The 19,685-nt window shown below is 67.9% G+C and carries 24 protein-coding genes and 5 pseudogenes; 15 read left to right on the top strand and 14 right to left on the bottom strand.

Annotated elements, in window-relative coordinates; genetic code table 11:
- Positions 1-412 precede the first annotated feature (412 nt).
- Together ACIPSE_RS43605 and ACIPSE_RS43610 are read right to left on the bottom strand one after the other, a co-directional pair.
- The gene (locus ACIPSE_RS43605; RefSeq protein WP_401674917.1) at positions 413-724 is read right to left on the bottom strand and encodes a hypothetical protein; all 312 of its coding nucleotides are present in this window, start codon (positions 722-724) and stop codon (positions 413-415) included.
- A gap of 262 nt (positions 725-986) precedes the next feature.
- Positions 987-1,691 carry a hypothetical protein gene (locus ACIPSE_RS43610; protein WP_401674919.1) on the bottom strand — a complete coding sequence of 235 codons (705 nt, stop codon included), beginning with the start codon at positions 1,689-1,691 and terminating at the stop codon, positions 987-989.
- Positions 1,692-1,795: 104 nt separating this feature from the next.
- Between ACIPSE_RS43610 and ACIPSE_RS43615 the strand changes: the two genes are divergently transcribed.
- The 4 genes from ACIPSE_RS43615 to ACIPSE_RS43630 all read left to right on the top strand — a co-directional run bounded on the left by ACIPSE_RS43615 (position 1,796) and on the right by ACIPSE_RS43630 (position 4,616).
- Positions 1,796-2,326: a hypothetical protein gene (locus tag ACIPSE_RS43615; protein ID WP_401674921.1), complete on the top strand. Its 531-nt coding sequence runs from the start codon at positions 1,796-1,798 to the stop codon at positions 2,324-2,326.
- Between the two features lie 134 nt (positions 2,327-2,460).
- Positions 2,461-2,640: a hypothetical protein gene (locus ACIPSE_RS43620; protein ID WP_401674924.1), complete on the top strand. Its 180-nt coding sequence runs from the start codon at positions 2,461-2,463 to the stop codon at positions 2,638-2,640.
- Positions 2,641-2,780: 140 nt separating this feature from the next.
- Complete coding sequence (locus ACIPSE_RS43625) at positions 2,781-3,425, top strand: hypothetical protein (protein ID WP_401674926.1); 645 nt, start codon at positions 2,781-2,783, stop codon at positions 3,423-3,425.
- Between the two features lie 864 nt (positions 3,426-4,289).
- Complete coding sequence (locus ACIPSE_RS43630; RefSeq protein WP_401674928.1) at positions 4,290-4,616, top strand: nucleoside triphosphate pyrophosphohydrolase; 327 nt, start codon at positions 4,290-4,292, stop codon at positions 4,614-4,616.
- 80 nt (positions 4,617-4,696) lie between these two features.
- On the opposite strand, the gene ACIPSE_RS43635 is transcribed toward ACIPSE_RS43630, so the two are convergent.
- Complete coding sequence (locus tag ACIPSE_RS43635; protein ID WP_401674930.1) at positions 4,697-5,101, bottom strand: hypothetical protein; 405 nt, start codon at positions 5,099-5,101, stop codon at positions 4,697-4,699.
- A 74-nt stretch (positions 5,102-5,175) separates the two neighbouring features.
- On the opposite strand from ACIPSE_RS43635, the gene ACIPSE_RS43640 reads away from it, so the two are divergent.
- The 3 genes from ACIPSE_RS43640 to ACIPSE_RS43650 all read left to right on the top strand — a co-directional run bounded on the left by ACIPSE_RS43640 (position 5,176) and on the right by ACIPSE_RS43650 (position 7,395).
- Positions 5,176-5,640: a DUF2199 domain-containing protein gene (locus ACIPSE_RS43640; RefSeq protein WP_401675060.1), complete on the top strand. Its 465-nt coding sequence runs from the start codon at positions 5,176-5,178 to the stop codon at positions 5,638-5,640.
- On the top strand, positions 5,640-6,302 hold the full coding sequence (locus ACIPSE_RS43645) for a hypothetical protein (RefSeq protein ID WP_401674933.1): 663 nt from the start codon (positions 5,640-5,642) through the stop codon (positions 6,300-6,302). Before ACIPSE_RS43640 ends, ACIPSE_RS43645 begins: the two co-directional genes overlap by 1 nt.
- Positions 6,303-6,528: 226 nt before the next feature.
- On the top strand, positions 6,529-7,395 hold the full coding sequence (locus ACIPSE_RS43650; RefSeq protein ID WP_401674936.1) for a hypothetical protein: 867 nt from the start codon (positions 6,529-6,531) through the stop codon (positions 7,393-7,395).
- Between the two features lie 855 nt (positions 7,396-8,250).
- Here the strand turns inward: ACIPSE_RS43650 and ACIPSE_RS43655 are convergent.
- A complete protein-coding gene (locus ACIPSE_RS43655; protein WP_401674939.1) occupies positions 8,251-8,691 on the bottom strand; it encodes a GNAT family N-acetyltransferase in 441 nt (146 codons plus the stop codon).
- 31 nt (positions 8,692-8,722) lie between these two features.
- Positions 8,723-9,217, bottom strand: a pseudogene (locus ACIPSE_RS43660) (ISKra4 family transposase); the annotation flags it as partial.
- Positions 9,218-9,378: 161 nt separating this feature from the next.
- Here ACIPSE_RS43660 and ACIPSE_RS43665 point away from each other — a divergent pair.
- Positions 9,379-9,762 carry a hypothetical protein gene (locus ACIPSE_RS43665; protein WP_401674942.1) on the top strand — a complete coding sequence of 128 codons (384 nt, stop codon included), beginning with the start codon at positions 9,379-9,381 and terminating at the stop codon, positions 9,760-9,762.
- A gap of 83 nt (positions 9,763-9,845) precedes the next feature.
- On the opposite strand, the gene ACIPSE_RS43670 is transcribed toward ACIPSE_RS43665, so the two are convergent.
- Positions 9,846-10,916, bottom strand: a complete 1,071-nt coding sequence (locus ACIPSE_RS43670) for a protein kinase family protein (protein WP_401674944.1) — start codon at positions 10,914-10,916, stop codon at positions 9,846-9,848.
- Positions 10,917-11,121: 205 nt separating this feature from the next.
- Between ACIPSE_RS43670 and ACIPSE_RS43675 the strand changes: the two are divergent.
- Together ACIPSE_RS43675 and ACIPSE_RS43680 are read left to right on the top strand one after the other, a co-directional pair.
- A pseudogene (locus ACIPSE_RS43675) lies at positions 11,122-11,391 on the top strand (hypothetical protein).
- 73 nt (positions 11,392-11,464) lie between these two features.
- A complete protein-coding gene (locus tag ACIPSE_RS43680) occupies positions 11,465-11,674 on the top strand; it encodes a DUF6207 family protein (RefSeq protein ID WP_401674946.1) in 210 nt (69 codons plus the stop codon).
- Positions 11,675-11,771: 97 nt separating this feature from the next.
- Here ACIPSE_RS43680 and ACIPSE_RS43685 read toward each other — a convergent pair.
- Positions 11,772-12,248: pseudogene (locus ACIPSE_RS43685) on the bottom strand (HNH endonuclease family protein); the annotation flags it as partial.
- Between ACIPSE_RS43685 and ACIPSE_RS43690 the strand changes: the two are divergent.
- Positions 12,244-12,396: pseudogene (locus ACIPSE_RS43690) on the top strand (ATP-binding protein); the annotation flags it as partial. The pseudogenes ACIPSE_RS43685 and ACIPSE_RS43690 overlap by 5 nt on opposite strands.
- A 14-nt stretch (positions 12,397-12,410) precedes the next feature.
- Here ACIPSE_RS43690 and ACIPSE_RS43695 read toward each other — a convergent pair.
- Positions 12,411-12,794: a YybH family protein gene (locus ACIPSE_RS43695; protein WP_401674948.1), complete on the bottom strand. Its 384-nt coding sequence runs from the start codon at positions 12,792-12,794 to the stop codon at positions 12,411-12,413.
- A gap of 197 nt (positions 12,795-12,991) precedes the next feature.
- A complete protein-coding gene (locus tag ACIPSE_RS43700) occupies positions 12,992-14,200 on the bottom strand; it encodes an MFS transporter (RefSeq protein WP_401674951.1) in 1,209 nt (402 codons plus the stop codon).
- A 54-nt stretch (positions 14,201-14,254) separates the two neighbouring features.
- On the opposite strand from ACIPSE_RS43700, the gene ACIPSE_RS43705 reads away from it, so the two are divergent.
- Positions 14,255-14,998, top strand: coding sequence for an AraC family transcriptional regulator (locus ACIPSE_RS43705; protein WP_401674953.1), 744 nt, complete (start codon positions 14,255-14,257; stop codon positions 14,996-14,998).
- Between the two features lie 96 nt (positions 14,999-15,094).
- Here the strand turns inward: ACIPSE_RS43705 and ACIPSE_RS43710 are convergent, their stop codons facing one another.
- Together ACIPSE_RS43710 and ACIPSE_RS43715 are read right to left on the bottom strand one after the other, a co-directional pair.
- Positions 15,095-15,313, bottom strand: coding sequence for a hypothetical protein (locus tag ACIPSE_RS43710; protein WP_401674956.1), 219 nt, complete (start codon positions 15,311-15,313; stop codon positions 15,095-15,097).
- A gap of 25 nt (positions 15,314-15,338) precedes the next feature.
- Positions 15,339-15,659 (bottom strand): STAS domain-containing protein, encoded by a 321-nt coding sequence (locus tag ACIPSE_RS43715; RefSeq protein ID WP_401674958.1) that lies wholly within the window; start codon positions 15,657-15,659, stop codon positions 15,339-15,341.
- A gap of 481 nt (positions 15,660-16,140) precedes the next feature.
- On the opposite strand from ACIPSE_RS43715, the gene ACIPSE_RS43720 reads away from it, so the two are divergent.
- The 3 genes from ACIPSE_RS43720 to ACIPSE_RS43730 are packed head-to-tail and all read left to right on the top strand — an operon-like array spanning position 16,141 to position 17,577.
- Positions 16,141-16,581, top strand: a complete 441-nt coding sequence (locus ACIPSE_RS43720; protein ID WP_401674961.1) for a DUF6313 family protein — start codon at positions 16,141-16,143, stop codon at positions 16,579-16,581.
- Entirely contained in the window at positions 16,578-16,892 is a 315-nt protein-coding gene (locus ACIPSE_RS43725; protein ID WP_401674963.1) for a hypothetical protein, read from the top strand. The genes ACIPSE_RS43720 and ACIPSE_RS43725 overlap by 4 nt, the downstream gene beginning before the upstream one ends.
- A gap of 22 nt (positions 16,893-16,914) precedes the next feature.
- The gene (locus tag ACIPSE_RS43730; RefSeq protein WP_401674965.1) at positions 16,915-17,577 is read left to right on the top strand and encodes a pentapeptide repeat-containing protein; all 663 of its coding nucleotides are present in this window, start codon (positions 16,915-16,917) and stop codon (positions 17,575-17,577) included.
- A gap of 215 nt (positions 17,578-17,792) precedes the next feature.
- Here the strand turns inward: ACIPSE_RS43730 and ACIPSE_RS43735 are convergent, their stop codons facing one another.
- The 3 genes and pseudogenes from ACIPSE_RS43735 to ACIPSE_RS43745 form a co-directional block, all read right to left on the bottom strand.
- Positions 17,793-18,452 carry an MSMEG_1061 family FMN-dependent PPOX-type flavoprotein gene (locus tag ACIPSE_RS43735; protein WP_401674968.1) on the bottom strand — a complete coding sequence of 220 codons (660 nt, stop codon included), beginning with the start codon at positions 18,450-18,452 and terminating at the stop codon, positions 17,793-17,795.
- Positions 18,453-18,512: 60 nt separating this feature from the next.
- The gene (locus ACIPSE_RS43740) at positions 18,513-19,145 is read right to left on the bottom strand and encodes a molybdopterin-dependent oxidoreductase (RefSeq protein ID WP_401674970.1); all 633 of its coding nucleotides are present in this window, start codon (positions 19,143-19,145) and stop codon (positions 18,513-18,515) included.
- 184 nt (positions 19,146-19,329) lie between these two features.
- Positions 19,330-19,548: pseudogene (locus ACIPSE_RS43745) on the bottom strand (molybdopterin-binding protein); the annotation flags it as partial.
- Between the last annotated feature and the right edge of the window lie 137 nt (positions 19,549-19,685).

The raw sequence follows: 19,685 nt of genomic DNA on the forward strand, positions 1-19,685 counted from the left end.
AAGAACAACCTCTTCTACCTCGACCTCCGGCCCCCTGACAAAGGAGGTCAGCGAGGCGAACTACATCCCCCACGCCAAGGTGATGCCCACCCGGCCTTGATCGTCACGGACCTCTAAATCAGCGACAGAGCCCAGGAAGTGGATCAGAACCGCTACTGCTTGATAAAGCCACCCTTGTCGAGGAGGCGGGACACGGCGAGGTGCTGGACGCCTGGGGCGACGACCTTCACCTGATGCGCCAGCCAGAGGCAGCCGGCGGCACTCCCTGAGCCCTGGCCTCTCTGCCCTACGGGCTTCGCCCAGCCGCCTGTGGGACTGCTCAAGTCCGTGCTGTGCGGTGCTCCGACGGCGTGATCGCCCAACGCTCTGAGCGCAGCGGCCACCTGGTTCGCTGTTCTTTCGGCGGGGGCTGTTACGTGCGCTGGCTTTCGATCTCGGCGGACAGCATGACCATGGTGTGCAGATGCGTGTAGTACGTGGCCGCGTATTCGTCGTGGATGGCGGGAAGGACTTTCGCGAATGCCGATGTCAGCCGCGTCAGCTGTCCGTGGGTCTGTTCGCTGGGCATACCGTCGTGGACGCAGGCGGCGTAGGCGTAGGCGTCCGAGTCGAGCATCACCATGTCCCGGCCCTCGACGTCCAGGCCGCGGAGGCCGGGTGGAAACGGTCGGGCCATGTGCGCGGCCATCATCTGCGCAAGAGCGTCGAGCTTCTCATCAGGCATGGGGAGATCCTGTCAGACAACCAGGTGAGCTCTGCGGTTGCAGCGTGAGAGCTGGCTGGCGACATCCGAGCTTGAGGGCAAGAGTGTCAGCTCCCTGCGCCGCGTTCATGCTCGGGTCCGTGAACGGGCCGACCACGCACCAGGAGGGCTTCCCGGCCGCCTCAGTGCGAGGCGTTGGGGTCTGACGCGTGAGGCCGGAAAGTCCTGCCCTTCCCGCTGGGCAGGTGCCTGGTGGCCGGGCCCGGCTGAGGCGGCCCGTCTGCTATGCGTCTTGCGGGGGTGAGGGCTGTGACCGGCCGGCGGGGATGAACACTGCGAGGCATCGGAACTCGCCTGTAGGGCCTTCCAAGTGTGAGTACGGGCGCCAGGTGAGTGTGTAGGAGCCGCGCAGTTCCCGGGTGTTGGCCTTGTAGGTCCCGCCGGCCCACAGCAGGGTGCCGGCCAGTTCCCGGCCTTCGTGGATGCGGAATTCTTCGTCTCGGGTGGGGATGGTGCGCTGGCGGGGGCGCCACAGCGAGGCTTCGTTGGTGATGAGCAGTGCCAGCCCGTTCTGGTCGGCACGGTCGCAGAAGCGCTCCAGCCTGGCGATGTCCCGAAGGAAGTCTCTGCGTGCCACATCGGGGGCGTTGTGCCCGCGCAGGGCGTACTCCTCGGGGGGTGCCCCTGCGGTGCCTGTCCACTGTCTGGTGACGTACTTGAATTCGATGGCCGTGCGTCCGCTCTGGCCCAGGCACAGCAGGTCCAGGTACTCCGACGTGTCGTTCCGGCGCACTGGAACCTCCAGGCGGCACCTGATCTCCTGTTGTGCCGCCTCGCTGACCGCGAGAGCGAAAGAGTGCTGGAGATCGGCCTCGGAATGGAACACCGGTCGACGGGCCCGCAGGCGTTCCAGGACGTCGTTGAGGACGACACTGCCGGCGATCGTCTCTTGGGCGTCAGGCCGAGTTGAGGACATCGGAGTGGTCACCCTGCCATTGAAGCCTGATCGGACATGAGCCCGGTTCCTTTTGAAGGGAAACGCACGGCATCGGCTTGCTTGCGGATGATCGCGGAGCCTGTCAGGGTCCCGACGTGACCGTACTTCTGGGAGACAAGAACCGGTTCGCCGCTGAGGTCGGTGAATGGGAGCACTCACTGCGCCGGGTGGACCTGTGGGCCGCGGGGCAACGGCTGACCTGCGACGACAACATGGCGTTCGTCGGGCAGTTCCGCTCCGACGTGGTGGACACGGTGGCGTGGCTGCGCTCCGGAGCCTGCTCTGCGTTGCCGTTCGACGGCCTGTCCCCGGAAGCCACACACCAGCGTCTCATGCACCGTGCTGGCGCTGGCAACGAGACCGAAGAGGAGTACCGGTTCCGCAGCCAGTTCCGGGTCTTGGGCTGGGGACCCACCACCGACAACGTGACCGCTCATCTTTTCCGTGACGCGGACCGCTTGGTGCTCACTCTTCAGTTCTGGCGCGAGGAACACCTGGTCAGGCATCCAGGCCATGCGGGCAAGGTCTTCGTGGCGGAGGTCCCGGCCGAGGAGTTCGTCGGGATCCTTGAGGATCTTGCGGCTGTGCTCGACGACAGCCAGGATCCGTCGCCCTTGAGCGGCTGAACTGCCCGAATACCGGCCGGGGCTGTAGTCCTGGCTGCTGGTCTCTACCGTGGTGGTGGAGGAGGGCTGGTGGATGGGCTCACTGTTCGAGGAGTTGGAACCTATTCGATCAGAGGAGCAGAGCTCGGCAGGCGATGTACCGCGTCCTGTTGCTCACCGGCGATCCACGCGTGCACCGTCTCGCCGAGGAAGCCTTCGATGCTGCCCGCCGTATCTATGATGCCGCCACTTCCGAAGAGTCAGAGGAGCTGACCCGCCTGTGTCGGGTTGCGGTCACAACGTTCGTGGATGCCACCCGCGAAGAGATCAAGTAGGTCGCCGGGACGCGCGTTGCTGCCGGTCCTCGTCGACGGCCGGATCAGGTCGGCCAAGGGCGGTCGCCGGACGTTTCTGGACCGGGGATGGCAGGGAAGGGTGCGTGGTACGAACACCGCCGCCCCACCGGTGGACCGGAGTGTCGAGCCCCATCGAAGACGCTCGACTGGCACATCGCAGCGGCTCTGGCCGCCTGGATGATCCGGAGGCCGGGGTGAGTGTGTCGACCGTCTTCAATCTGCTCGCCATCACCGTGTCCGTAGCGGCTCTGGTGGCGTCGCTCTGGTTCGGTGCACGGCAGGTGCGCACAGCACGGCATGCCAATCATCTGCCGGCCCTGATGGACCTGCTCTCGGAGTTCCGCAGTGTGCGCCTTCACGACCAGTACCAGTACGTGTGCACCCGCCTTGTCCAGGAACACGATCCCGATGCCGGGCTGCGGGGGCTGCCGCACGAAGTCCGCGAAATCGTCTACAACGTGGCCTACTTCTTCCAGACCCTCGCATCCCTCTACGCGATGGGCATCATCGACGAGTCGACCGCGACCCTCATGGTGCGCCGGCGCGCCGCCACCGTGTGGAAAGCCTTGCGCCCGTTCGTGGAGCGGGAGCGTCGCTTCGAAGACGTAGACCCCAACCTGCTCTCCCTCCTCGAAGCGTATGCGGAGGTCTCGGCTGGCTTCGACGAACTGCCGCCCGCGGGCGACCTCATCCGCGAACGTCACCGCTCAGCACGCCACCGACTGTGGAACCGTCGCTACCGACGAAACCATCACCTGCCCTAGAAGCGGCCGTGGTGGCCGAGAGCTCGACTGGGGCGGCAGCGGAGTAGGCGGCTACTCGACCTGCCAGCGGTGAGAGCTCGTGCTGCGTGCGGTACGAGAGTCCTGGTGGCGATCGGCTGCCGCTGCGCCCGTCGGTGTGCTGTGGTCACCGAGAGGGTCCCCACGGTGCCGTGCTGAACGGCGCCGTCGAGCCGTCGAAGGCGGGGCGGTGGCTTGCTGTCGTACACGGACGATGTGGTCCAGGTCCTCGCGGTGGGCGGTTGGGGCAGTGAGGAAGAGGTCTTCGTGTCTTCGCTGCATGGCTCGGTCGTGGGCTTGGTCGAGGGCTTGGGACATGGCCGGGATGAACGGGGGAAGCTTCGGCAGCGCCGCCACCACCCCCGGCACCACCTGAAGACGCCCCCCCCGCGTCGGCGGGGGCCACGCCCGGTTCGTCCAGTGCAAGACGGCGAGGGCCGAACCATCCCCGCGTCAGCAGGGACCACACCTCCACCGTGCGCCCCGAAGCCTTGTTGTGCGAACCACCCCCACGTCGGCGGGGACTACCTCCCCGGGCGCATTGACGCCTTGCCTATCTGGAGAGTCTCATCGCCGAGCATGAACGCGGGCAGCCCGATGGAGGTAGGGCATGAGCCCCGAGCCGGATCTGCCGGAGGAGTTGTGCGTCAAGCTGTGGACGGCCGCAGCCCGGCTGCTGGCCGGCGGAGTCGCCGCCTGCTTGCGCTGCGGCGGCACGGTGCCCCTCCGAACGGGTGGGATTGGAGGTTCTCATGGCGAGTGATGAGGCGTCTTCTCTAGGCTGCGGCGGCATGAAGAGGCGGCGTTTGGCAACCGCCTTGCGAAGACAGGTGCGGGAGAGTTCGGGTGGAGTCTTACAGCGGGCGCGGCAAGTTGGTGCGGGACCGGATTCCGCAGATCATCCGGGAGGACGGGGCCGAGCCGGTCACCTACACCGCGGGCCGGGAGGAATACCGTGGCCGGCTGCGGGACAAGCTCGGTGAGGAGGTTGCCGAGTTCCTTGAGGCGGATGAGGACTCGGCGCCGGAGGAACTGGCGGACGTGCTGGAGGTGGTGCGCGCGCTCGCCGCGGACTTGGGGGTCGCTGCGGATCAGCTGGAGAAGATCCGTGAGGCCAAGGCGGGTGAGCGGGGCGGCTTCGCGGACAGGGTCGTCTGGATGGGCAACCGCTGATTGCTGGCCGTCTTCGCAGGTTGGTACACGACTTGGTGCACAACTGCGTACGCGACTGGGGACGTTGGTGGGCACGCGGTTTATGTCTGGGGTTTGGTCAGGATGGTATGGCAGATTCCGGGCAGCGGCAGCACGGGGGCATCGGTGGCGGGGGCGAGGCCGGCCCGTCGGGCGAGGGCGGTTATCTCGTTCGGGCCGATGCCGCGCTGGAAGCTCCCCTTGCTGTGGCTGGACCAGAAGCCGTCGTGGTGGGCCGTCCAGCCGCCGTCCGCGGCGGCTTTGGTGATCTCCTCCGGTGAGCGGGTGACGGCCACGACATGGCCGCCGGGGCGGGCGAAGGACGCCGCGTCCTTGAGGGCCTGGATCCGCTGCCAGGGGTCGGGCAGCACGTTGAGGACGAACATCGAGGTGACCAGGTCGAAGCCGGTCCGCCGCGAGGTGGGTGAGGACTGCCTCCTGCCCGAGGCGGTGTCGGAACCCGTCACTAGGCTCCAGTGCCATGACCAGTGATCTCGGGTTCACCTGCTCGTGCTGCGGTGCCCACCACTTTGAGCTGCCGATGAACTACTCGGCCGAGGCCCCGGCTGCGTGGGATCCGGTGTTCGCCGACGCCGACGACTGCCTGCTCTCCTCGGACCAGTGTGTGGTCCATGCGCAGCACTACTTCGTGAAGGGCATGATCGAGATACCAATCGTCGGTAGCGACGAGCTCTTCTCCTGGGGTGTCTGGGTCTCGCTCAGCCGCGAGAACTTCTCCCGCTCGGCGGACCTGTGGGACACGCTCGGCCGGGAGGCCGAGAAGCCGTACTTCGGCTGGCTGACCACTGATCTGCCGGTCTATTCGCCCACGACACTCAATCTCAAGACCCACGTCCACACCCGCCCGGTTGGCGAGCGCCCCTACGTCGAACTGGAGCCCACCGACCATCCCCTCGCCGTCGAACAGCACGCAGGGATCACCATGGATCGGGTGCGAGAGATCGCGGAGGCCGTGTTCCACTCCGGCAGCAGCAAGGAGCGCTGATGGCCCGCACATCGATGCCGTCGATCCCGGTCGCGCCTTCCGGCTTGACCCGCAGAGCCCAGAGGTTCGTCGAAGTGGACGGCATCCGCGTCCCGATGCAGGACATCCGGCACCACCGCGACGCCTGGGCCGGGCGCGGGATTCCCGCAGCGGAGATCGACCGGGCCATGGAATTTCAGGACCGCTGGGGCGGCCTTGCCCTGCCGCCGGCTCCGTTCTACGAGGGCGGCCCGCGCATCCTGGACGCCGACCATCCCGAAGGCTCGGAAGCAGAGGGCTGGTCGTTCCCGGCCGGGAGCGGTCGGGTGTCCATGGCCTACGGATTCATGATCGGACCTGAAGGCGAGTTCGGGATTGATGCCAACCGCTGGACCCCCTTGCACGCCAACACAGATGGATGGGTGGAGTCCCTGGCGCTCGCCGCCCATGCCGGACGTTGGGCCAAAACCGTCACCAAGATCAGGGGCAGGGCCGTCGATTCCCTGGACCTCGGCGGGTACGAGCCGGTACCTGAAGTGCAGGGCCTGATCGACACGTGGTGGCGAGGCGAGGACTCGCTGATCGCCCTCTACCGCGGCGAAGCTGTTGGCCTTGACGCACCTCAATGCCTTGAGGCTCACCTCTACGCAGGCCTCGACGAGTGGGGCCTCCACGGCGGTTAGCCGCTCGCCAGCGCCTCCGGGTCTCCTTGCAGCGCAGGGGCCGCGCAGGTTCTGGAGAAATGGCTTGTTCCTAGGTCGGATGTCGACCATGATCACCCCATGGCGACCAGAAAGGGCCATGCCGTCTAGGCACCCTGCTCCGCTCTCCACTGCTCGTGCACCGCCAGCCGCCGCTCACCGCAGCGCCCGATGGCCGTGACCGACCGCCCACTCAGGAGAGCCCACCGTGCAGAAGACCGTCCTCGTTCCCTACGCCCACCTACCCCGAGCGCACCACGACCGCCACGTCCTAACCAGTACCGTCGACGTTTGCGGCACTGCCCACTGGCTGCTTGCCGAACGCGCCCCGCAGCCTGGCGGCGATGTCCGGTCCTTTGGCGCGCTGGTCGTTTCCGTCGATCCGGGCGGCAACGTCGAACTCACCGAGCTGAGCGCCGTGCGGGCCCGCTGGCCGCACCTAGACCGCCTGCCTGACGGCGGGTTTGTCGTCGCCGCGACTCGCGCCCGCCGATACGAGGACGCGAACCAGGTCCAGGTCTTCGACGCGCTCGGCCGCGAAACCTCGTCCTTCTCCGTCGGGGACGCCATCGAGCACCTGCTCGTGGACGAGGCCGGCTGTATGTGGGTCGGGCACTTCGACGAGAACCCGGTGGGAATCCGTTGCTGGAGCGCCGCGGGCCGACTCGCTTGGACGTCAGACGACGCCCACATCCCCGGTCTCTTCGACTGCTACGCCCTGAACGTGTCGGGCACCACCGCCTGGGCCTGCCCATACACGGACTTCCCGCTCGTCGAGATACGTCCCGACCGCACCGATCGGCCCGTGAGGGTGTGGGCGAATTGCGTACGGGGCGCCAAAGCGGTGGCAGTCCACGGTGAGCGGGTCGCTTTCTACGGTGGCTACGGCGAGGAGCGGGACCGACTCGCTTATGGAGAGATCAGCGAAACATCAGTCGAGCCAACGGACGCCGGGCTGCTCACCCTGTCCGATGGCTCTGGCCCTGGCCGTCGGCGGGTTGTCGGCCGGGGAAGCAGGATCTACGTCCAAGCTGAACCGTTCACCACCTGGGGCGTGTTCAACCTCAGCAGCTGATGCCCAGCGCTGGAAGGGTCACTTCCAACGCTGGCACCCCTTCTGACCGCGCAGGGAGCAAATCTCCAGCCGGTCGATGCCCCGTCCAGTGCCGTCAAAACTCGTCGACATGTTGAGGCCCAGTGATCACCGATTGCTGCCCAAAGTCATCGACAAACGCTGTCCGTCTTCATGAGCGAAGCCACATAGTTCTGCCGAACTGGCCGAACCACCCCCGCGTAGGTGGGGACCACTGCGCGAGCTGCTGGGCCGTCCACCCGCGGACCGAACCACCCCCGAGTCGGCGGGGACCACCCGAACAGCAGGGCGGGGATGCCGTCGATCCGCGAACCACCCCCTCGTCGGCGGGGACCACTCGATCACCTTGCGGATCTTGCGGGCGATGGTCGAACCACCCCCGCGTCGGCGGGGACCACTTGAACTTGGCCGGGCGGAATCGCCAGCGCCCGCGGCGCACGTACCCAGGTACCGCCGCCCGCTCTCCTTGGTACAACGACGCGCCTGCTCTCCGAACTCTCAAGCGATGAAGCCGAGAAGATCGCCCAGCTTCTCGGTGCCCAAGGTCCACCCCCCGACCAACCATGGAGCCAGCCCAGCTTCGACGATGTATAGGTTCTGCGCGAGGTCGCCGACAGCGCTGGCGCTGACAGGACCCGGTGACGGTGGCAACGGCACCGAAGCTCCTCCAAGAAGCTGACTGCCCGCCGTGACGACAGTGGAGCCCTGTCTTGAAGCACTCCGGAGCGGGTGTGCCGTGTGGAGACTTTGCCGTGCTCCAAGACGAAGCGATGAGCCCGGCTCCTTTGCAGGGAACGTGTGGATCAGGCCGTGAGGCCCGCATCGTGCCTGTTCCTGTCAGGAGAGCCGCAAGTCGATCCAGGGGATGGTGTCTCCGGGCAGCAAGTATCGCTCGGTCTCGACGAAGCCGTGCCTCAGCGCAAACCGCAGTCCGTCCTCGTTGGAGGACAGGACGACGGTCTCGATCACCTCGGCTCCCAGTTCCCGGGCCCGATTGAGCCCGCGTGCATAGAGTTCCTCGCCGAATCCCTGTCTGCGGTGAGGGGCGAGTACGCGGGCGATGACTGTGGCTGTGAGTGTTTCGTCCGTCGGCGGGCGCACGGTGCTGCAGCCCACGAGATCGTCATCGAGATACGCGATTTCCAGGTGGTTGCGCTGGGCACGTTCCCGTACCTCGTCCAGGGACAGGGAATGGGCAGGAATGATCACGTTATGGGCATGCTGCCAGTCTCTGAGCTTGGCGTCGCCGTCCGGCTGCTGGATACGAAGATCAGACATCGCAGCAGGAGACCCGAAGGCACTGCGGACATCAACTGCGTTGATGTGTATACAACGCCAGGGAAGTTCCTGATCCGGCGGTGAGCTGGTAGCGGTGCTGGTCGGGGGTGGGGTAGAGACGCTGGTGCTCGCGTTCGCGGTGGTGGGCCCAGTAGGTGTCGAGGTCGCCGTTGTCGATGAGTGCGCGAAGTTTGAGGACGGCTTCGGCGCCGTCGAGGCCCCAGTGGGCACCGGTGACGTCGAGGCGGTCGCCGATCAGGTGCCGGCACGCGCCTTCGATCGCTCCGGTGGCGATCGGCCAGCCGGCTTCGAGGGCGGTGTCGTAGCGGAGCTGGTCGAGGTGGCCGGTGAGATAGCGGACGCAGGCGTCGACTCCCTCGTGCTTGTTCTTCGAAAGCTGCTGCTGGTCGGCCTGGGCGTTTATCTCGGCGGCGGTGCGGTCGGCCTGGCCGTGCAGGACCGTGGTGAGCTGTCCGGCGACCCACGTCTGGGCGTCGGTCGTGCCGGGTTGGTGGAAGCAGTGAGCCTCCACCAATCTGAAGCAGCACGTCAGCGGTCTGGTGTGACCGGCTCTCGAAGTACTCGCGCTGGTCGTGGGCGGCTGTCTGCGGAGTAGATCGTCTGACAGAGCCGGAGGTTCGCTGGTTTCTACTCGCTGGGGTCAGGTGGCCATTTGCGGTCCGGTGCATGGATCCCGAGCTGCTGGTACGGATCACCGCGCGGCGCGCGGAACTGGATGAACTTGAAGAACAGCTGGCCAAGGAGCTGACGGAGGTGCGGGCAGAGCGAGATGAACGTGCTGTCGCCGAACGGGTTCTTGAGCGGGTGAGCGGACAGATCGCTGATGAGCGTGTTTTGGCCTCGTCGGTGCCCGCGCAGGTGGGTGGGCGGGCGGTCATGCTGATCCCACACCGCGCCTCCGATGTGAAGGAGAATGTGCTTCCGCCGGACTGCCAGCGCATTCTCGCCGCCGTGCGACAGGCCGCTGGACCGGTCATGGCTCGGCAGGTCGGCGAGATGCTGGGCGTGGACATCAGCATCCGATCCAAGCTGGAACCGCTACGCGGATAGCTGGTCCGACTGGTCGACCGGGGTGGGCTGCGGAAGCTACCCGATGGCTGGTTCACCGCACGCCTGTGGCCGGCTGCTGCTGATCACGCACTTCGTCCCGTCCGGCAGATCGTTGCCAGCGGATGGGGAGCTGCTCGGCTCTCCTGCTGGAACTCGCGATAGAAGTTGCCCATCACCGCGGCGACGGGTGCGTAGCGGACAAGGAGCGCCGTGACCGACGCGGGAACCTTTTCTGGGGGCGTCCCTTGGGCGCACGCGTTCACAAACGTCTTGCGTTCTTCCGGTGTGTGTCCGTAGAGAGCGACGGCCAGCCAGTTCACCAGGTGGGTGACGGCGTAGTGCTGGTCGTAGGTGCGGTGCTGGTCGAAGAAGTCGGCCTCGTCCCGTGTGAGGTCGAAGCGTGAGGAGAGCGCGAGGCCGTAGTCGGTGAAGAAGAGCCGCTGGCCGTCGGTGAGGATGTTCTCGAAGTGGGCGTCGAAGTGCAGAAGCCCACGAGCGTTCATGAACGCGATGCCGGCTTTCAGCTCGTCGTCGACCATGGCGCAGGCCCGCTCGGCCGCCTCGTCGCCGGCCCCGGTCTGGACGCCCAGCCAGTCGTGCAGGTTCTGCGGGATGTACTCCAGGAACAGCACCAGGCTTGCCGTGGAATGCTGGAGAGCTTCGATTCGCCGACGTACCGCTGATCCGCCTCCCCAGTAGGCGACAGCTCGGTCCACATCGGCCAGTTCCTCGGGCAGCGCCTGGCCAGAGTCTGGGATCACCCGCCAGTGGTACATCAGGGGGAAGCCCTCGTAGTCTCCCGCGACCACCCAGTTCGTCGTCATGGTGTGCGCGGCCAGCTCCCGCCAGGCCCCGAACCCCGGGCTGCCGATGGTACCGATGCCGTAGTGACAGAAGGCCGGGAGTCCGAACAGATTCGCGGTGGAGTGAACATGCTCCGGCTGTCGCTCCAGACCGGTCAGTCGTACCTGCTTGACGAAGACCTGGGTTCCCTCGACCTCCAGCAGGACCGTTTTCCCGCCGATGCCCGACCCCAGCTGTGCGCCGGCGTCCACGAACTCGCGCAGACTGCGGTCACTGCGCAGCGCCAGAGATGTGGAAACGGCGCCGTGGGCGGCCAGACGAGCATCGCGGGACAGGTCAGGGCCCTTCACTCACGCCTCCTACCGTGCCCCACTTCCTGCTCAACGGCTCCAGCAGACACCGGGACGGGGGCAAAGACCACCCTCCCACGTTGGAGCCGGTGAGATGTGGCGTAACTGGATGTGTTCCACGTGCCGTTGAGGCTGTGTGACAGGGCTTGCCCGGGATCACCTGGGCAAGCCCTCGTTGTCGGTGGCGGGCGCGAGACTGAAAGGCATGGGCAGCGACGATGAGCAGTTGCTGCGCGGCCGGATCTACGGAGCCCACCACGACCACCCGGACCCCAAGGGGACGCAGCTACGCCGAACTCGTGGGCGGACCGCTGGACAGACTGCTGCTCGGCATCACCGGCTGGAGGCCGGAGGAGATCGACGACGGGGTCTCCCTCCTCACGGAGCTCGGGCAGTTCGGCCCCGGGCCGGGGCGCTGTATGACCCGCGCTCCGGCGACCCGGCACGCTGGGACTGGGGCGGCGACAGCCCCTGACCGCCCGCCACTCCGTCGGGTGAAGACACGCCGGCGACGGAACTCTCCCCGGCCGCCCGGCGTAATGCCGTACATGGATCCGATCAACGAGGTGCACGTGCGTGAGCCGGGCCTGGTCGTCGTCGACGTTGCGACCGCCGACGACGCCACCGCGCTTGCCTTCCAGCAGATGCTCGCCGATCGGTGGGCGACGGCAACAGCCGACCGCACGACGCGGGACGTGAGTGAGCCCGGAGTACGGCTGCGCTGCTACCTGGACCTGCGCCAGCCGCTCGACTCGTAAGCGGGTGCCGCTGCGGGCACAGCGCGTCGGCATCCTCCGCAGCAGGACGGGATTCCGCGCGCCGCCCCGCCGAAGCCGGTGGGACAGCGCACTTTCGGCGGGCGAGGGTGACGTCGACCGGTGTGTTGGGGCAGTCGGCGAGCACGCTGGTGAGGGTGGTCTGTTCGGCTGGGTCGATGGTGAGGTTCCAGCGGGTCTTGATGGTGATCCAGTCGGTGGCGTAGGTGCACGTGTAGCCGGGCGAGGGAGGCATCCAGGTGGCGGGGTCCTGGTCGGCCTTGCTCCGGTTGGAGGCCGCGGACACGGCGATCAGGGCGCGTGCGTCGTCCAGGTCGTTGGCGTACGCCTGCCGCTCAAGGGCGGTCCAAGTGGAGGCGCCGGAGTCCCAGGCTTCGGCGAGGGGGACCAGGTGGTCGATGTCGAGGCCGCCCGCGGCGTCGAAGTAGCGGTCGCCGTAGGGGGAGTACCACCGGCGCCCGGTGAGCGCGCACCGGGCGCCTTGCTCCGGCGCGAGCAGCGCTTCGGCCTTGAGGGCCTCGGCCCGGGTGGAGCAGCCGTCCTTGTCGGCGTCGATCACCGGCTGGTCAAAGACGTTCACCGATCCGCGGCTTTGCGAGGCGATCGTGGGCCGGCTCACCTTCAACGTCACCCTGATCGAGACCGGAACGGAGTCTTACCGGCTGGCCCGCAGCAAGGCGAACAAGACCAACGTGCTGAGTTGAGCGCCTGCCAAGGATCAGGAACTCAGATGCTCATGCAGCATTCTCCATCCGCCTTCCTGCTGCACGATGAGGTTGGTGCCGCGCCCTTGGCCAGAGCGTTGTTCACCATCGACGACACCGCTCCAGGTAAACCGATATCGGCACACCGCGACGTCCGCGGTGACCACAGGCCACTCCAGGTCCCGGATCTCATACACCTCGTCGAGGATCTTCGTGAACGTCTTCTCGATCGCAGATCGGATCTCCTCGATTCCCCGATGCGAACCGTCCGAGAACCAGTACACGGCGTCCTCGGCGATGAACGGCATGACGCGTGAGATTTTGTGGCTGTTGTTGGCCCGTTCGTACTCGCCCATGAACGCAGCGAGCTCAGATTCCAAAGATGTCCGGTCTGTCATGCGGCCATCATGCCGACGCTCGCGTGCAGCCGTCACGCCTCTCTCGCTGCTTCGGGTGGTCCCAAATCAAGGCGCCGCCCTAGCCACGATGGCGGGGCCCGCCGCCTTCCCGGTCCTCCCCGCGGGAGGGCTGGCCGTGGATGTTGTGCGCCCCTGGTGGATGATCCGCCAGGGGCGCGGGCACGCACTCTTGTTGTTCAGTGGGTGGTGGGCTGCGGGGTGTCGACGAGGTCGGTGACGTCGAGCGGTTTCGGCTCCGCGCGGGAACGCGGTGCGGTGGGTTCGGTGAGGTTCCGGAAGAAGAGCCAGCTCAGCAGGGGCATCAGGGCCAGGGGCGCCAGGGCGGTCTGGAGGGACGTGGCGTCGGCGAGGGTGCCGATGGCGGGGCTGGCCAGGCCGCCGATGCTGACGGTCAGGCCGAGGGTGATCCCGCTGGCCGTGCCGACCCGGGAGGGGAGGTAGTCCTGGCCGAGGGTGACTTGGAGGGAGAAGGGCACGTAGAGGCAGGCGGAGGTGAGGGCCGTGAACAGGTAGAAGACCGGTCCGGGTACCCACACCACGCCCGCGATGGCCACGGCTGTGATCAGGTTCGCCCAGCGGGTGACCGTCACGCGGTCGAAGCGGCTGGCCAGGCTTCCTCCCAGCACCGAGCCGATCACGCTGCCGCCGTAGAGCACGGACAGGGCGACGGTACCGACCACCTCACCGCCGTCCAGACGCTCACGGGCGTACAGCGCGATGAAGGTGCTCAGCCCGATGAAGGCGATCGAGCGGAAGACCACGGCCAGGGAGAGCTTCACGAAGGAGGCGACGTCGTCGCTCCCGGCGGGCACCGCGGCCGCAGTCCCTTCGGCCTCCTTCTGCTGCAGGGCACGCACCACCGGCAGGCACAGAACAGTGCCGGCGAGGGCCGGAAGCACCAGCAGCGGTGTCCAGCGCAGTCCGCCGGGAGCCACCACGGCGGCGACCATCAGCGGGGCCAGCGCGAAACCGATGCTCCCGCCGCTGGAGAACCAGCCCATGGCCCGGTGACTGCCCTGGCTGGCGATCCGGGCGACGCGGGCGGATTCCGGGTGGTAGGCGGCCACGCCGATGCCCGAGATCGCGACGAACACCAAGGTGAGCGCGTACGAGCCGCCCAGACCGCTCAGCGCGATGCCGACACCGCCGAGCAGAGTGCTGGCGGGCAGCAGCCAGGGCATGGCCCAGCGGTCGGTGAGCGCACCGAACACCGGCTGCGCCACCGAGGACAGCAGCGAGGCGGCCAGCACGATGCCCGAGGCGACCGCGTAGGTGTAGTCGCGTTCCGCGATGAAGAACGGCACCAGGGCGGCCACGGCGCCTTGGTAGATGTCGACGCAGGCGTGGCCGACGGACAGCAGAGAGATCGATGTTTTGCTTCGCACCACTTCATGCTGGCCGCCGGGAGGTGCGTCGCGCTTTCGATAGAATGCCAAGTAATGCAGAAAATCCGCCACGAGTCCGTTGCACCGACCCGCACCCAGCATCTGCCGTCGGGCGGCGAGATCGATGCCCACCGCCACGACGGCCACCAGATCATCTACGCCAGCCGCGGCACCATCGCGATCACCACCGACGCCGGCTCGTGGGTCGCCCCCGCCACCCGCGCCCTGTGGGTCCCGGCAGGCACCGTCCACCAGCACCAGGCCCACGGCGAACTCGACCTCCACCTCGTGGGACTGCCCGCAGCCGAAAACCCCCTCAACCTCGCCACACCGGCCGTCCTGGCCGTCAGCCCCCTCCTGCGCGAACTCATCGTCGCCTACACACAGACACCCCAGGACGACGGCCCCGCCCGCCGGCGCCTGCGCACCGTCATGCTCGACCAGCTCAAAGCCGCCCCCGAGCAGCCGCTGCACCTGCCCGTCCCCACCGTCCCCCTGCTGCAAGACCTGCACGACATCCTGCGCGCCGACCCGGCCGACAACCGCCCCCTGGACGAACTCGGCAGGCAGCTCGGCGCCAGCTCCCGCACCCTCTCCCGCCACCTGCGCACCGACCTCGGCCTCACCTACCCGCAGTGGCGCACCCAGATCAGGCTCCACCACGCCCTGGTCCTCCTGGCCAACGACACCCCCGTCACCGTGGTCGCCCTGCGCTGCGGCTGGTCATCTCCCAGCACCTTCATCAGCGTCTTCCGCCGCACCTTCGGCCACACCCCCGGCGCCCCTCCCACCACCTGACACGGACCCACTGCTTTCAACAAGGGATCAAGTTGGAACAGTCGCGGCACGGGCCTCCCGGTCCTCCCCACGGGAGGGCCGGCCGCGCTCTGTCCCCTACCGCGCCCCGATGAGGGCGCGGAGGTCGACGACCGCCTGTTGCAGCTCGTCGAAGGCGCGTTCTTCCTCCCGCGGGCCGACACGGGAGGAAGACAGGACGCCGGCCCGCGCCGCCCGGATCCGGGCGTAGACGTCGAAGCGGGTGAGGACTTCCCGGACCGCACGCTCCTGCGGGGTGGGCGAGGGCACGGAGGAGGGACCGGTCGGAGTCGGCATCGTCAGGCTCTTGTCTCTTCGAACGTCACGGAAGGGGGCGAAGGGGCGCGTCGGCAAGACGCTGCATACCCAGTTCCTCCAGCACCCGCAGGACACGGGGCGAGGCACCGGTGATGAGGAAGGAGACACCACGACGGCGCGCGGTGGCCGCGGCGGCGAGCAGCAGCGCGCTGGTCTCCGGGGCGAGGCAGGTGACCTTGCCGAGGTCGACCTCCACGACGCCGGGAGCCCGGGCAAACGCCCGCAGCAGCCTTCTGCGAACCCGGGGTGCTCTGCGGGACGTCAGCTCTCCCCGCAGCCGGACAACGGTGCGGCCACGCTGGCGTGAGAGGGGTCTGAGCTGCACGGCAAGCCTTCCGGGCGCGACAGATACGTCGCCGACCAGGCTTCCCGGCACACCACCCACCCCTTGACACGGGCCGGGCCGGGACCACAATACGCACCGCCACAGCCGCCCGCACCACACGGCCGGCACTTTCCGGCCCCGGCCGTTCACCGTCCGGGTACAGCCATGGGCGGGCAAAGAAGTCGCCACCGCCGCCACCGTTTTCGGCAAGGGATCAAGCGCATGGTCCAGGAGCTGGAACAGTCGCGCGGGGGAGCGCCGCCCTCGTCGGCGGGGGCGGCCCGCCGGAGGCCCGCACGCACGTCCCCGTGCGGGCTTCCGGCCGCAAACGGAGACGACTGCCCCTCAGTCCGCCGGAGCGGACGGCACGAGGTAGCCGCCAGCGCAGACCGGCACCGCGGCGGAAGCGGGCACACCAAGTTCCCCTGCGGAGGCGCCCGTTCACCTGCCGTAAGGGTGATTCATCCCCTACCGTGATCGTGTGTCCGCACCGCCGCAGCCGCCGCCCGGAGGGCCCCCGCCCCCGAACCGGCGCCAGCGCGCGCGAGCCTGGTGGGCCGACCGCCACGCCCTGCCCCGCTTCGGGTTCTGGCTCATCAGCCGCGGCGCCACCGTCATCGGCATCTGCCTGCTGCTCTACGTCCTCAACGTCGTCCTGAACGGCTGGACACCGGCCTACGAGGTCATGACCGGCATCACCTCACCCGCCGACGACACCGTCCCCGCCCCCTGGTGCGCCTGGCCCCTGTCCCTCGCAGGGTGGGCGGTCGTCCCGGCCGTCATCGGCGCAGCCGCCGGCTACGTCATCACCGAACAGATCCAGGCCCACCACGCCCGCCAGCTCTGCGACGTCCTGGCCGAACTACGCCGCCTCGCCGAACACCCCGGCCCCCCGCCCGGCTCCCCCGGGAGCGGCCCGTGATCACCCTCCACGACGCGTACGACCGGGGCAGCGACGACCTGAAGGCCGCCATCCGGGCCTTCGCCGCCCGCCACCCAAGCGCCGGAACGTCAGCTTCAGGAACCGAGCCGGAGCCGGACTGGAAGACCGCAGAGAAGCACTTCATCCAACTGACCGAGGTCATCATGGGCGCCGCGATCCCCGAGCAGCCCGACAGGAATGGCATCGTGCGTCGCGCGGAGCAAGAAGCCCTCGCCTTGCTGCTCGCGGTCAACAACCGTCCTGACTTCCGCTGCCCGATCTGCGCCATGCCTTACCGGAGTCCACAGTGAACTCCCGGCCTACCCTGGAGGCGTGGTGACGGACGCCGAACACGAGCGCGACGCACACGCAGCCCGCCTACGCGGACTGCTCTACCTCGCCTGCCCCGACGCCTCACCCGAGGGAATCGAGAACACGGCAGAAGCCATTGCCGATTCCGCAGACAGCCTCCCTCAGACAGCCGTGCCACCAGCCGCACAGCTTTACCCGAATACGTCTCAACAAGGAACGCTGAACCTGAGCCGCGCGGACCTGAACCGCGCGGACCTGAGCGGCGCGAACCTGAGCGGCGCGGACCTGAGCGGCGCGGACCTGTTCGGCGCGGACCTGCACGGCGCGGACCTGAGCGGCGCGTACTTGCGTGGCGCGTACCTGATCGGCACGGACCTGAGCGGCGCGAACCTGAACGGCGCGCATCTGAACCGTGCGCATCTGAACGGCGCGAACCTGAGCGGCGCGAACCTGAGCGGCGCGCACCTGAGCGGCGCGAACCTGAGCGACGCGGACCTGCACGACACGGACCTGAGCGACGCAATGATCGTAGGCACGGTTTGGTCTGTGCACACGGCGTGGCCCGTTGGTGTTGCCGAGGAGATGCGGGAGCGCTCTGTGCCGATCGGCGGCGGGCGGTGGCAGGTGCAGGGTTCCGGCACCAGCGGAGCCGAGATGTCAGTACCGCTCGTGCCCGTCAGCTGAACTCCAGCCGCGAACAGCGTGACATCGCGAGGGCGACGTACGTAAGGGCTTTGGTGGCTTGGCTGTGCCGCGGTCATCGGTTTCTGGTGCCTCTCGTGCGAGTGCGAATGGTTGCGCCGGAGTGATGCGGGTGAGTTGGCGAGGGGTGAGGTCCTGCCCCGTGAGTGATCTTGTCGCGTGCTGGCCTGGTGGTTCGGCAAGCGCAGGTGGACCTCTTACTCGTACCGGTACTTCAGCGTTTCCGCCTCCGCCCGCTCGTTGTCGGCGATCGTCAGCTCCGGCAGGCGCAGCTGGGCCAGGGGCACCTCGGCCGAGGTCGGCTGGGCGTCCGCCGGGAGCCACTGCTCCGGCTGCCAGGCCGCGCTGCGCAGGAGCGCCTTGGGGCAGCGCGGGTAGATCTCTTCAATACCCACCACCAGCGCGCTGGCCAGTGGCTTGCCCACGGCGGTCAGCTGCGACAGCAGCTCCGGGTGGGTGGAGACGCAGGCCCGGCCGTTGACCCTGAGGGTAGTGGTGCGCCCCGGGATGACGAAGAGCAGTCCGGCCTGTCCGTTGGCTATGACGTTCTGCAGGGTGTCCAGACGCTTGTTGCCCGTCGCGTCCGGTGTCGCCACTGTCCGCGCGTCGAGGACGGCGTCGAACTCGGGGGGACCACTGCGCGGGGAGACGTCACAACGGCCCTCGGCGTCCGCGCTGGCGATCAGGACCAGCAACGAGCAGCCGATCAACTGCCGGGTCTGCTGGGTGAGGTCGGTCATCTGCTTGCGCACGGCCGCGGCGCTGGCGAGTCCGTACACCTGGCGAAGTGCTTCCCGGTCGTGCATAGCGTCGAGGTGAAGCGAGTCGAATGCACTGCCGGTAAGGGGTGCCGTCATGCCGCCGACCTTATGGGGCCGACCTGCGATCGCGGCGTCGGCCGTGGTCGACGAGCGCTGTCAGCCGGCCTGTTCCGGGCCGTTGCTCTCGTCCTCCTGGTAGGAGTAGCGCTGCTGCTGCCAGGGGTCGGCGAGGTTGTGGTAGCCGCGCTCCTCCCAGAAGCCGCGCCGGTCGGCGGTCATGTACTCGATGCCGCGCAGCCACTTGGGGCCCTTGTAGCCGAAGAGGTGGGGGACGACCAGGCGGAGCGGGAAGCCGTGTTCGGCGGTGAGGGGTTCGCCGTTGTGGTGGGTGGCCATGAGGGCGTGGGGTGAGGTGAAGTCGGCGAGGCGGAGGTTGGCGGAGTAGCCGTACTCTGCCCAGGCCATGACGTGGGTGACCCTGGTGGCTGGCGGGGCCAGGTCCAGGATGGTGGTGGCGGGGATGCCGTACCACTCGTGGTCGGTGGAGGTGGGGCCGCTCGCGCAGTGCAGGTCGGCGACGACGGTGGCGCGGGGGAGCGCGGCGAGGTCGTCGAAGGTCCACTCGTGGGTGTTGCCGGAGGCGGTGGCGCCGAAGACGCGCAGGTTCCAGCGTTCGGGGCGGAAGCGGGGGACAGGGCCGTAGTGGGAGACGGGCCATCCGTGCACAAGGCGCTGTCCGGGAGGAATCCGGTCGGGAGCCCCGAGCCCGGGGGAACGCTCATCGGCCACGGTCCGCGCCCGCTTTCTTCATCTCATGCTGTGGGCCTACTTTCCCGTGCAGGGTAAGCGTTCACTCCTCGTGAGGCCGTGGCCGGGGCGAATCACGGTGAGTCGCGGCGGGACCGGCGAGGGGCCCGGGCTCTGTGCGAGGGTGCCGCGCCGATCACCGCGTGACGTCGGCTTCAGCCAGAGGTCATGCGGTCGCTAGGGACACCTCGGTCGACTTGACCAACGCCACGACTGGCGAATCAGCCGTCAGGCCGAGATCGGTGACGGCGTCCTTGGTGATGGCCGCGGTGAGTTCGGTGGAGCTGATTCTGTCGGCCGTGACCTTGACCGTGGCCATCGCCCCGCCGGTGGCTACGTCGCTGACCGTGCCGGGGATCTGGTTGCGGATGCTCAGGCTCATAACGGACAAGCTAGTCCGCTTGGCGAAGCCCGATTCCAGCCGCGTCGCATCCGCCAGCTGGGAGTCTGCCTTCCGTGGCAGATCAGAGAAGCCGCGATTCCGCGCACCGGGGCACCGGGACTCGATCTCGGGTGTCTCGG

Source organism: Streptomyces sp. NPDC090106 (assembly GCF_044747265.1).
Lineage (GTDB): Bacteria > Actinomycetota > Actinomycetes > Streptomycetales > Streptomycetaceae > Streptomyces.